Annotated in this window: 11 protein-coding genes; 4 read left to right on the top strand and 7 right to left on the bottom strand. The window is 63.7% G+C overall.

All coding sequences use genetic code 11. The features are described 5' to 3' along the window. Positions 1-53: 53 nt before the first annotated feature. The 7 genes from HX817_RS20485 to hflK (HX817_RS20455) form a co-directional block, all read right to left on the bottom strand. Positions 54-839: a DNA-binding domain-containing protein gene (locus HX817_RS20485; protein ID WP_177040984.1), complete on the bottom strand. Its 786-nt coding sequence runs from the start codon at positions 837-839 to the stop codon at positions 54-56. Then, positions 830-1,675 carry a DUF692 domain-containing protein gene (locus HX817_RS20480; RefSeq protein ID WP_087694584.1) on the bottom strand — a complete coding sequence of 282 codons (846 nt, stop codon included), beginning with the start codon at positions 1,673-1,675 and terminating at the stop codon, positions 830-832. The genes HX817_RS20485 and HX817_RS20480 overlap by 10 nt, the downstream gene beginning before the upstream one ends. A 66-nt stretch (positions 1,676-1,741) precedes the next feature. Beyond that, positions 1,742-1,993, bottom strand: a complete 252-nt coding sequence (locus HX817_RS20475; protein WP_003213503.1) for a hypothetical protein — start codon at positions 1,991-1,993, stop codon at positions 1,742-1,744. Between the two features lie 107 nt (positions 1,994-2,100). Next, positions 2,101-3,996: a cation-translocating P-type ATPase gene (locus tag HX817_RS20470; protein ID WP_102370196.1), complete on the bottom strand. Its 1,896-nt coding sequence runs from the start codon at positions 3,994-3,996 to the stop codon at positions 2,101-2,103. Then, positions 3,993-5,027, bottom strand: a complete 1,035-nt coding sequence (gene hflK, locus HX817_RS20465; protein ID WP_003213508.1) for a protease modulator HflK — start codon at positions 5,025-5,027, stop codon at positions 3,993-3,995. The genes HX817_RS20470 and hflK (HX817_RS20465) overlap by 4 nt, the downstream gene beginning before the upstream one ends. Then, positions 5,024-6,022: a protease modulator HflC gene (hflC, locus tag HX817_RS20460; RefSeq protein WP_161635746.1), complete on the bottom strand. Its 999-nt coding sequence runs from the start codon at positions 6,020-6,022 to the stop codon at positions 5,024-5,026. The genes hflK (HX817_RS20465) and hflC overlap by 4 nt, the downstream gene beginning before the upstream one ends. Before the next feature lie 9 nt (positions 6,023-6,031). After that, positions 6,032-7,963, bottom strand: a complete 1,932-nt coding sequence (gene hflK, locus HX817_RS20455) for a protease modulator HflK (RefSeq protein WP_177040982.1) — start codon at positions 7,961-7,963, stop codon at positions 6,032-6,034. Positions 7,964-8,147: 184 nt separating this feature from the next. Between hflK (HX817_RS20455) and HX817_RS20450 the strand changes: the two genes are divergently transcribed. From HX817_RS20450 to HX817_RS20435, 4 genes are read left to right on the top strand one after another with little or no spacing between them, the layout of a single operon-like run. Then, positions 8,148-8,771 carry a CDP-alcohol phosphatidyltransferase family protein gene (locus HX817_RS20450; RefSeq protein ID WP_003213515.1) on the top strand — a complete coding sequence of 208 codons (624 nt, stop codon included), beginning with the start codon at positions 8,148-8,150 and terminating at the stop codon, positions 8,769-8,771. 10 nt (positions 8,772-8,781) lie between these two features. Beyond that, positions 8,782-10,536 (top strand): bifunctional alpha/beta hydrolase/class I SAM-dependent methyltransferase, encoded by a 1,755-nt coding sequence (locus tag HX817_RS20445; RefSeq protein WP_177040980.1) that lies wholly within the window; start codon positions 8,782-8,784, stop codon positions 10,534-10,536. 3 nt (positions 10,537-10,539) lie between these two features. Next, positions 10,540-11,838 (top strand): phosphatase PAP2/dual specificity phosphatase family protein, encoded by a 1,299-nt coding sequence (locus HX817_RS20440; RefSeq protein ID WP_177040978.1) that lies wholly within the window; start codon positions 10,540-10,542, stop codon positions 11,836-11,838. Beyond that, positions 11,828-12,271 carry a hypothetical protein gene (locus tag HX817_RS20435; protein ID WP_003213520.1) on the top strand — a complete coding sequence of 148 codons (444 nt, stop codon included), beginning with the start codon at positions 11,828-11,830 and terminating at the stop codon, positions 12,269-12,271. The genes HX817_RS20440 and HX817_RS20435 overlap by 11 nt, the downstream gene beginning before the upstream one ends.

Here is a 12,271-nt window from a genome sequence, read left to right as displayed (position 1 = left end):
AGGGTAGACCATCCACGGAAAAATTAGCAGGCTATCGAAACAATAGCGCTTTTCTATGGTGCCCGCCGCTGGAGCAAACCCTCCTGGACCCACTGTTTCAGCCAGGTAACCGCTTGCAATGGCGCGCCCTCCTGGTAAGTGACTGCCAACTCGGCACACAGTTCGGAAAAACTCCAACCGTTGGCGACCATGCCTGTCAGCGCGCTGGCTTGCGCCGGTTCCAGGCTGCGGTATTGGCAGACATTCTGATGGCGCCATACCAGACACACCTGCGCCAATGGCAGGGCCTCGCTGCCGGGAAAGTCCCATTCGCCCTTGCTCGCACGCCAGATGCCCAGGCTGTTGAAATCACACAGCACCTGCTGCACCGAGGGCACCAACTGCACCTGCAGCCCTGGCCAGTCTTCGGGCGGCAGCGTTGCCATGTCTTGCAGGGTCAACGGCTCGCCCTGCGGTGCATCAAAGGCCAGGGTGAATGCCCATTCGAGCCGCGCCAGCTCGGCAGGCGCCAAACCTTGCTCGCCATAATGCTCAACGATAAACCCGGGGAACCGCTCGCCAAACCAGCGCAGGCTGTAATGGGCCGAGGGATAACGGCAGATATAGGCCGAACCCAACGCTGCAAACTCCTCGTCCCCCAGCCAATACCAGACGGCGCTGAAGTCATCGCGCAGCACCTCCTGCAATCGGGCGTGATAGGCGTTGTGGTAAATCGCCAGGCCCGTCTCGACATCCAGGGTCGGACCGCCCATCAAGGTGGCGCTGAAGCTGTTGCTGGCAGTGGAAGACTCGGCCAGCAAATGCCGCTCAAAGGCCAATTGCCAATCGATCAGGCGCATAACGCTCTCCTGTCCAGCGCGCTCGCGCCCAGTTCGCGGGCCTTGTTCAACTCGTCGAGCAGCTCCTGGAAAGGCGGGAAATGGTCATCGCGTTCGAGCAAGGTCGAGACTGGCCCGAGGTGCTCCAGGGTCCGCTGGTACAGCGCCCACACCGGATCGCATACCGGATGGTCATGGGTGTCGATCACGTAGTCGCCGTAATCCATATGCCCGGCCAGGTGCAGTTGGCGGATGCTTTCGGGCGGCAGGTTGCGGATAAATTCCCAGGCGTCGAACCCGTGATTGCGCGAGCTGACGTAGACGTTATTCACGTCCAGCAGCAACTGGCAGCCGGTGAGGTGGCTCAGGGCGTTGAGAAATTCCCACTCGGTAAACTCATCCGCCTTGGAGCGCACGTAGCTGGAGACGTTTTCCAGCACGAACGGGCGCTGCAACACATCCTGCACCTGCCGTACGCGAGCGGCGACGTGGTACAGGCTTTCTTCGGTGTAGGGCAGCGGCAGCAAGTCATGCAACTGGTGCGCGTTGCCACGGCTCCAGCACAGGTGATCGGAAATCCACGCCGGCCGGATGCGCTCGGAGAGCTGCTTGAGTTGTTTCAGGTAATCGGTATCGAGGGCATGGGGCCCGCCGATAGACAGGGACACGCCATGCATCACCAGGGGATAACGCTCGGCTATCGCATCCAGGTAGTACAAGGCCTTGCCGCCCTGCACCAGATAATTCTCGGAGATCACTTCGAACCAATCCACGGCCGGCGATTGTTCAAGGATCTGCTGGTAGTACTCGCTGCGTAAACCCAGGCCGTAACCCAGACTCGGAAGGGAAGCGGACATAAAAACACTCCTGGGGAAAGTGTCCGCAGCGGCGGGGGGCCCGCTGCGGTTGCACTCGGTTGTCGGTTACTCGCCGACTTTGCCGCCTTTCTGGTCGCACATCGCCTTGCTCATCGACAGGAAGCCCTGGCCTTTGCAAGAACCCATGCCTTTGCAGGCGTGGTCTTTGGTTTTGCAGTCGTTCTGGCCTTTGCAGGCGTTGACGCCATAGCAATGGACCTGGGCGTCTGCTGCCTGTACCTGGGTGGCAACACCGGCAAACATGCCAGCAGCGGCGATAGCGAGGGCGGCACCAGCAGCAGCGGATTTGATGTTCATTGTGTATTCCTCATGATCGGTAGTGGAGCCGGTCTGAACGGATTGTTCAGTCTCGACATAGCACTAGAGTGAGGTACCCCCATGGCGTTACAGCACGACTGAAAAATTTATTCCTCGAGTTTCAATAACGGCTCCTGGAACCGCAACAAGCGCCCCGCATTCCCCAGCACCAGCAGCGTACTGAGGTTGTGCAGCACCGCCGCAATCATCGCGCCCGCCGCGCCCAGCCAGCCAAATGCGGCGAACACCACGATCGCCAGCGTCCAGCCCAGACCGATGATCACGTTGACCTGCAACGTGTGCCGGCACTGGCGGCTCAAGCGTACGCACGTGCCCAGGCGCCGCAGGTCGCTGCCGATCAGCACCACGTCCGCCGACGCCAGCGCGATATCCGCCCCGCCCGCGCCCATCGCCACACCGACCACGCCGGCCTTGAGCGCCAGGGAATCGTTGATCCCGTCGCCCACCACCATCGGCCGGAAACCGCTGCCGATTTCCCCCAGCACGCGATTGAGTTTGTCCTCCGGCAACGCCTGGGCTTCGACGTCGCTGATGCCCACTTCCAACGCCAGGCTGTCGGCCACGCTCTGGCGGTCGCCGGTCAGCAGCAGTTGGCGCCCCAGGCCCAATTCACGCAGCTCTTTCATCGCCTGGCGCGCTTCAGGTTTCACGCTGTCCGCCAGCAACAGCCAGGCAAGGAACTGCCCGTTCAACGCAAGCCCGGCAATCGGGCCGTCGTGATTGGGGACCGCCGTGGTCGTGATGCCCAGTTGCTCAAACAATTCCGGCCGGCCGAGGGCGGCTTCGCCCTGCCCGGTCTGCGCGACCACACCGAGGCCCTGCCGCTCGCGAATATCCGACAACACCAGCATGTGTTCCTGAGTCGCCAGCCCCGCCAACGCCCGGCTGACCGGGTGGCTGCTGGCCGAGCCGAGGCTGGCCGCCAGATTGAGCAGTGCTTGCCGATCCGGCTCGCGGGTGTCGATGGACTGCAAACGCAGGGTGCCAAACGTCAGGGTGCCGGTCTTGTCGACCACCAGGGACGTCAGGTCCGCCAGCTCTTCGAGAAACGCCGAGCTGCGAATCAGAATGCCGTGACGCGCCGCCACCGCAATGCCCGCAATTGCCGTGGCCGGCGCCGACAACACCAAAGCACACGGGCACGCCGCCACCAGCACCGCGAGCATCGCCTGGGCGTCATTGGTGACAAACCAGGTGACCGCCGCCAGCAACAGCACCAGCACCATGTAGCTGCCGGCGTAGCGCTCCAGCAATCGGGTGATCGGCGGCTTCGAACGTTCGGCGCTCTGCATCAGGGCGATGACTTTGCCCAGCGTCGACTCATTGCCGGTGCGGGTCACTTCCAGGCGCAGCAAACCGTCGAGGTTGATCGCGCCACCAAACACCTGCACGCCGACACTCGCTTCCAGCGGCACCGATTCACCGGTAATCGGCGCGGTGTCGAGGCTGGCCTGGCCCGACAGCACCACGCCGTCGGCGGGCACGCGGTCACCGGCACGCACTTCGACGATATCGCCGGTCTTCAGGATGCCGTTGTCCACTTCCAGGATCGTCCCGTCCGCCTGCACCAACCGTGCGTGGCTACGGGTCAGCTTGCCCAGGGCATGAATCGCTTCCTGGGAGCCGATGACGCTGCGCTCTTCCAGCACATGGCCGAAGATCATGATGATCGGCAGCAGCGCGGCGGTCAGCAGGTCACCGGTAGCCCAGGCGCCGAGCATCGCCAGCGCAATGAGTTGGTCGGTGATGCCATGCAAACTTGGATACCGCAGGCTGTACCAGGCCGAGCGCATCACGGGCACGGCCACCAGCAATGAGGCGACGCCCAACAGCAGTTGGCTCACGCCGGTCTGGTCCGGCGCCAGCCAGCGCCATACCAGGCCCAGGCTGAGCAGGCCCAGGGCGAGCATCGCCAGGGTCAGTTGCCGGGCGGCGCTGCGTTGTTCGGCCGATGAGAGCATCGGGGCGGCGTGGGCGGTCATTGTTCGGCTCCCTGAATGATCAGGCGGGAATCGTCTTTAGGGTCAACCGTGGTCACGGAGCCGGCCTGCCCGAGAATCTTCGGCAGGCGTTCGCGGTACAGGCGCAGCAACAGGCCGGGGTCTTGGACCTGGGCCAGGCTGGCGACGGTAGCGGTTTGCGCCTGGGCGTTGGACAGCCGTTCGCTGGCCTGGGCGTGAGCCACTTGCACGGCGCGGTCGGCGTCCTGGTTAGCGGTCTGGGTAAGTTTTTCGGCGTCGGTGCGCGCATTGGCCACCGCCTTGTCGGCTTGCTGGCTGGCGGTCAGCACTGCGTTGAAGGCATTGACCGCCGGGCCCGGCAAGCTCGATTGCACGTCGACCCGGGTGACTTCGATGCCCAGGCCAAGGCCGGTGGACGCCAGGTCAGCCAGGCGTTGATTGATGCCGCGCACCAGGTCGCCACGCAGCCGTTCGCGGCGTTCGGCGGCCTGGTTGTCGGCGCCGATCAACTCGGGGCGCGCCACCAGAATCGTGTCCAGATCCCGCGCCGCAGTCAGCACCACAGCGCTGCGAGTGACCAGTCGATCCAGCGCCGGCAGCACGTGATCGCCCTGCAACACAAACGCATAGGGTTCGGTGACCTTGTAGAAGACCCGCACATCCAGTTGCACCACGCCGGCATCGCCGGTCAGCAGGTAGCCGGAGCCGGCCAGGGCATCGCTCAGCGGCGTGGCAAAACTGGCCACGCGATCGGCTTGGGTGGCCGCATCGGAACGCAGCAGGTTTTCCACCCGGCGCTCGATCACCCGGTCTGCGGCGGGCAACAGCACCACTTGTTCAAACGGACGCGGCCAGGCCAGCAGCAGCCCGGCATTCTGGATCCGGTCCAGCGCGCCGAAGTGCAACACCACGGCACGGTTCTGCGGGTCGATCTGCCGCACGTTGGAAAACGCCCACGCCAGCGCGGCCAATACCGTCACCGCATACAGCGCCAGGAACGTCAGCCGTCCAGCCTGGATCCACGGGCTGTCGAGGCTTTCCCGCTCACTCATGGCTGGACATCCTTCGGCCCATCCACCAGCGCGCGGAAAGGCGCGGCGTCGGTGCGCAGGATGATCTTGGTGCCCGGCGTGACCACTGTGCCAAGGGTGTCGAGGGAACGCAGCAGGTTGTACAACTGCGGATTGCCGGCGTAGGCACGGCCATAAATCTGCGCCGCTTCCACCCGGGATTGCGCTTCGATATCGGCGGCTTTCACCGTGGCGTCGGCCTGGACGATTCGCGCATCACGCTCGGCGGCCGAACGAATCTGCGCCGCTTCACGCTTGCCCACGGCGGTTCGTTCCGTGGCGATGGTCTCGCGCTCGGCGCGCATGCGGTCGACGGTGGCGGCCAGGGTCACCGACGGCAAGGTCAGCCGTTCAACGCCCACCTGCACCACACGCACGCCATAGGTGGTGAGCAATTGTTGATCAATCTGCTGGCGCAACTGCGCTTCAAAATCGGCAATGCGCACCTGGCTGGCATCGGTGTTCACCAGGTTGGCCAGGTCGAAACTGGCGGCGGTGGTTTCCAGCGCCGAGCCGACAAAGGTGCGAATCTGCCGCGCCGCTTCATCCGGCTGGTTCTGCACCGCGCGCATAAAGCGCTGCACATTGTCGGGGTCGCCCTGCACCTGCCAGGCCACGTAGGCTTGCACGATGATCCGCAGGCCATCGCGGGTGCCCACATCCTGCAAACCGCTGGAGGTGGTGCGCAGGCGCAGGTCCACCGGAATCGCCGCCTCGAACGGCGCCGGCCAGCGCCATCCCAGGCCCGGCTCCAGCAATACCCGCGACGGGTTGCCGAAGCGGGTAATCACCGTGGCTTCACCGGAACGCACCTGCACCAGGCTCGCCGCGGCGACCGCGAACAGCACGAGCAATACCGCCCAGCCCATACGCCGCCAGGGGAACGGGCCGGCTTCGTGTTCATCGCCATGATGGTGATGATGGTGGCCGTGGTGGTGACCATGGCCTGCGTGATCGTGAGAATGAGCGCTCAACAGATGAACTCCTTATTGAACGGCTTTACGCGGCACCGCAGGGTCGGCCGGTAAGGTAAAGGAACGCAGATCGATGGTCGGTGCGCCACTGGCGCCCAGGCGATGATCAAGAATGAGTAACTTGGCGTGAGCCAGGCCCTGGCTCAGTTGGCTCAGGTACTGCTCCAGCACGAACGCCTGGCCGGCTTGTTGATAGGCCTTTTGTTCGGCGCTGAAGCGCAGGTCCGCCGCTTGGGCGCCGGCGCTGACTTCATGGGCCGTGGCCTGGGCCTGGTCGCGGGCGGTACTGGCTTGCAGCAACGCCTGGTTGGTCTGCTCACTGGCAGCGCCGCGCTCCCGGGAAATCAGCGCCTGGGCGCCGATCTGCGCAGCTTGCACCGCGTGGTAGGCATTCGCCGCACCGGAGGGCGGGTGAATGGCTTCCACCACGGTGGCGAGAATTTCCACACCGCTGTCGAGTGTCTTCAGGTCCGCTTGCACTGCCTTGCCAATTTCATCGGCGAGGCTGTTGCGTTCTTCACCCAGCAATTCATCGAGGGTTCGCGAGGCAAACTCGTGGACGAGGATGCGGCTGGCGGTGCTGCGGATCAGCGTGGGCACATCGGCGCTGTTATAGGTGGCGGCGAGTGCGGCCTGGTCGGTCAAGCCGATGCGGTACACAAAGCGCACGTCCATATTGACGATCTGGAAGCTCTGCTTGTCGCCGCTGCTGCTGGCGATCACCTGGGATTTGTCATTCACATGGCTGGCGTCCCACAGGCGATTGGCGATCAGCGGCGCCGGGCCCTCGGCCGGAGCGACGTCGGTGTTTGCCGCTTCGCCAACGCTGGTGGCCAGCTCATGGACCACGCCGTTTTCCACGTTCAGTACGCGACCCAGCGGCCACGGCAAACCGGCATGCAGGCCAGGCCCGAAGACCTCCACCGGCTTGCCAAAGCGTTCATAGATCCCACGGCTTTGCAGGGCGACTTCATGCACGCCGGTCAGCAACCAGCCTACGGCCAGCACCACCACCAGCACTGGCAGGAATGCCCGGCGCATGTAGGTGAAGGCCCAGATCTGCCGCAGGTCGATGCCGAAACGGTTGTGCAGTTCGTGCTGCAAGGCGAGCAACGGTTGCGGCGGCCAGCGCAGCATCCCGGCGATAAAACTTTGCGCCATCAGGCGCGGCTCAAGCCGCTCCTGGCGCGGGCTGAACAGCGACAGCAGGCCTCTTAGTAGAAACTCCAGCGCCACCAGGGCCGGCAACAGGCCGATCAACACGGCCAGGCGCAGAGGCCACACGGACTCTTCACCGGCAAACAGCAGACAAATCGCACTGATCACCAGGCAGATAATCGCCACCCGGCTCAGTTGCGCCAGTTGCACCGCTTCCGGCCATTGGGCGGTGCTTTCCTGGGCCATGCGCCGTTCAAACACCAGCAAGCCGAACGCCAGTGCCAAGGCAATGGCGGCGCCCACACTGGCAGCCTGGCCCAGCGCCGCGGCGGGCAAGGTCAGGCTCCAGAATTCCAGAACGCTGAAGAATGCCAGCAACGACCAGCCGCACAGCCAGAACACCGGCGCGCCTATCTGCACCAGCAAGCCACTACCGACGCGACCGAACTGCCGGTTAAGCCAGCCAGGCTCTTCTTGTGGCAGCGGCGGTTCGATCAGCCGTGCAGCCGGCTCCTCCAGCGCCATGGCCCGCCAATCCGCGACCCACCACGCCGATTGCAAGCCAGCCACCAGCACCAGCAACGCCGAGGCGCAGTTGATCAGCACCACCGGCCAGATCGACAGCGGGGCGAACAGCGCCACAAACAGCGCCAGCATCCAGCCGCCGACCGCCAGCACCGTCAGGCCAATGCCGGCCTGCCTTAACCGGCGGGCATGAAACAACCCCTGCTGAAAACGCGGCAGCCCTTCGATGGCCACGTCATCAGCGTCTAGATCCACTCGCATCCCCAAACGCCCACCCAGAAACAATTAGTTACTCTATAACCCGAAGCGTGAAATTTTTGTTTGGTTTCACACAGATAGTGACGAAAGCCCCAGAAACACGAGCCATCACTGGTTTCAGCGGTGATAAATCGGCACACTCCCCAGAGTTTTTCGCGGGCTTACGGACAAGGAAGCGTCACTCCCCATGATTTCGATCTATCAGCTTAAACCGCGTTTTCAGAACCTGCTGCGCCCGCTGGTGCAGCGCCTCTACGACAACGGCACCACCGCCAACCAGATCACCGTGCTGGCCGGGGTGGTTTCCCTGCTGGTGGGATTGCTGATTGCCGGCTTCGCACAACATGTGTGGCTGTTTGCGCTGATCCCGCTGTGGATGATCCTGCGCATGGCCCTCAATGCCATCGACGGCATGCTCGCCCGGGAATTCGGCCAGCAGTCGCGACTCGGCGCCTACCTCAATGAACTGTGCGACGTGATCGCCGACAGCGCACTGATCCTGCCGTTTGCGCTGATCCCCGAGGTCAGTCTGGCGCCGGTGTTGCTGGTGACGCTGCTGGCGGTGTTCAGCGAATACGCCGGCGTGCTCGGGCCGATGGTCGGGGCTTCCCGGCGCTACGACGGCCCGATGGGCAAGAGCGATCGGGCGTTTGTGCTCGGGGTGCTGGCCACCGGCGTGGCGCTGGGTTGGCTGGGTGCCGGTTGGGTCGAAGCGGTGATGTGGCTGGTCGCCGCCTTGCTGGCCTACACCCTGGTCAACCGTGTGCGCCAAGGCTTGAAAGAAGAAACGAACACCTCCCCTTCTGCATAAGGATTTTGCGATGCGTGAACAGCAAGAGCACACCTTCAGCACCCATGACGGGGTGGAGCTTTTCTACCGTCATTGGCCCGCCACCGCACCCGCGGGCTTTGCGCCGCGCAAGGCGATCTTGCTGTTCCATCGCGGCCACGAGCATTCCGGTCGTATCGCCCACCTGGTGGACGAGCTGAACCTGCCGGAGTTCGACTTCTTCGCCTGGGACGCCCGTGGCCACGGCCAATCGCCCGGCGCGCGCGGCGACAGCCCGAGCTTCGCCACCAGTGCGCGGGACGTGCAGACTTTCGTTGACCATATCGGCAGCGCCTACAACATCGAGGAAGAACACCTCGCAGTGATCGCCCAAAGCGTCGGCGCGGTGATCGCGGCCACCTGGGTGCACGACTACGCGCCGAAGATTCGCTCGCTGGTACTCGCCTCCCCCGCATTCAAGGTCAAACTCTACGTGCCCTTCGCCCGGCCGGGCCTGGCGTTGATGCGCAAGTTTCGCGGCAACTTTTTCGTCAACAGCTACGTCAAGGCCAAGTTCCTGAGCCATGACCCGGAGCGCGTGGCGTCCTACGACAGTGATCCGCTGATCACCAAAGCCATTTCCGTAAATGTGCTGCTGGGCCTGTACGAAGCGGCCGACCGGGTTGTAGCCGATGCCCAGGCAATTCAGGTACCGACCCAACTGCTGATCTCCGGCTCGGACTTTGTGGTGCACCGCAAACCCCAGCAGCAGTTTTTCGACCGCCTCGGCAGCTTGAAGAAAGAGCTGCACATCCTCCCCGGCTTCTTCCACGACACCCTCGGTGAACGTGACCGCGCCGTGGCCTTGAGCAGTGCCCGGCGCTTTATCCTGCAGAACTTCGAACACCCGCTGGAACGCGCCTCCTTGCTGGATGCCGACAGGATTGGCCTGACCTGCGCCGAATCCGAGTCCCTCGCCGCGCCGTTGCCACGCAACTCCCTGCGCGACCTGTACTGGCGCATGACCCGCGCCAGCATGGGCCTGGGCAGCAAACTGTCGGATGGCGTGAAGCTCGGTTTCGACACCGGCTTCGACTCCGGCAGCACCCTGGACTACGTGTACCGCAACAAACCCACCGGCAAAGGCGGGCTGGGGCGGATGATCGACACCAATTACCTGAACTCCATCGGCTGGCGCGGTATTCGTCAGCGCAAGTTGAACGTGGAAGAACTGCTGCGCCTGGCGATGGCCAAGCTGCGGGACGAGCAGCGGGAAGTGCGCATCGTCGACATCGCCGCCGGGCATGGTCGGTACATTCTGGAAGCCTTGCAGGGCGTTTCGCCGTTGCCGGAATCGATCCTGCTGCGGGACTACAGCGATATCAACGTGCGCGACGGTGGCGCGCTGATTCGTGAAAAAGGGCTGGGGGATATCGCCCAGTTCGTCAAAGGCGATGCGTTTGACCGGGCGGACCTTGCGGCGCTGGAACCCAAGCCGACGCTGGCGGTGGTGTCCGGGTTATATGAACTGTTCGCGGATAACGCGATGGTCGGTGGCTCGCTCGCCGGTTTGGCCGAAGCCGTGGAGCCCGGTGGTTATCTGGTGTACACCGGCCAACCGTGGCACCCGCAACTGGAACTGATCGCCCGCGCCCTCACCAGCCACCGCCAGGGCCAGGCCTGGGTAATGCGCCGGCGCAGCCAGGCGGAAATGGATCAACTGGTGGAAGCCGCCGGTTTCCGCAAGATCACCCAACGCGTGGATGAGTGGGGGATTTTCAGCGTGTCCCTGGCACAGCGAGCCTGACCCATGCGTGAACCGGGCCTGTTGAAACCGGCGGTGCTGTGGCTGCTGCTGTTGGCGCCGCTGTTTTTCAGCACCTACGGCTTTGCCACGTGGGTCACCAGCCAGCGCAGCGACGTGGGCACGATGGTGTTCGGCTGGGAAACCCATATCCCGTTCTGGGCCTGGACCATCGTGCCCTACTGGTCGATCGACCTGCTCTACGGTTTCTCCCTGCTACTCCCAAGCACCCGCCATGAACTGAAACAACATGCCTTGCGCCTGCTGACGGCCCAAGTGATTGCCGTCACCTGCTTCCTGATCTGGCCCTTGCGTTTCACCTTCGAAAGACCGGAGCTGGACGGCGTGTTTGGCTGGCTGTTTGCGGTACTCGCCGGGTTCGACAAGCCGTTCAACCAGGCGCCGTCATTGCACATCGCGCTGCTGGTGGTGCTGTGGATAATGTATCAGCGGCATAGCCAGGGCCTGTGGCGCTGGCTGGTGCATGGCTGGTTCGCGTTGATCGGCCTTTCGGTGCTGACCACTTATCAACATCACTTTATTGACTTACCCACAGGCGCCCTCGCCGGCTGGCTGTGCGTGTGGCTGTGGCCGCTGGAACATCCGAGCCCGCTGCTGAATGCCCAGCTGACCAGGGACCGCCAGCGTTGGCGGCTGGGGCTGTGCTATGGCTTCGGGTCGCTGGTGTGTTTGATCCTGGCGTTTTCCCTTGGCGGCGGCTGGTTGTGGCTGCTTTGGCCGGCGGTATCCCTTGGCTTGATGAAGGCGAATTACCTGGTACTGGGCGTTTCGGGATTTCAGAAACGCGCCGACGGACGACTCACTCCGGCGGCGCGCTGGTTGTTGGCGCCTTATCTGGTGGCCGCCTGGATCAATTCCCGCCTGTGGACACGTAGACATCCACAGCCCGATCAGGTTGTGGATAACGTTTGGCTGGGGCGAATTCCCACCAGCGGTGAGCTGGGATCATTCAAGGCGGTGGTCGATCTGTGCGCCGAATTGCCGATTAATCCACAGGGTCGCGCCTACTACAGCCTGCCAGTGCTCGACCTGACGGCGCCCACTGCAGCGCAATGCGTGGAAGCCGCCCAAGCGATAGAGCGGCTACGCTCAGCCCGACCTTTGCTGGTGTGCTGCGCCCTCGGTTACTCACGCAGCGCCACCGCCGTGGCTGCATGGCTGCTGCATACCGGGCGCGCAGACAATGTCGACGAGGCGGTGGCTATTATTCGTACAGCACGCCCACGTGTGGTCCTGCATTCCGCTCACCGTGAGGCCCTGGAGGGTTTAGCCCATGCCCGCTGATATGGAATTACAGGTCGTCGCCAGCCTGCTGCGGCGGGGCCGTTCCCTGGATCAGTTATCCACAGGCCTGACCTTGCTCGGCGTACTGTTCGGCCTCGCTCAACTGCTGATGGCCAGCATCACGCCGGTCTGCCTGATCCTCAGCCTGTGGATGATTGTGCTCGGGCTGCTGGAAAAATATTGGGCGCTGCGGGTGGCCTTCGACGCCGACCTGTTCGCCCTGCTCGCCCGCGACACCGACCGCACGCCCGACTTCGACCAGGCCATGCAAACCCTTGGCCTGCAATCCGCCAAACGCGCAGGCCGCCCCTGGACCGAGCGCCGTCGCGGCGCCCTGAAACTGTTGCGCAAGCAAGCCTACCTGCTGGCGGCGCAAGTGCTGCTGACCGTGGCCGTCATCCTGGCCAGCCCCTGGCTACCCTTCGCCGGATAA

The organism is Pseudomonas sp. C6002 (genome assembly GCF_013385805.1).
Lineage (GTDB): Bacteria > Pseudomonadota > Gammaproteobacteria > Pseudomonadales > Pseudomonadaceae > Aquipseudomonas.
This window is presented reverse-complemented; position numbering and strand designations above follow the sequence as displayed.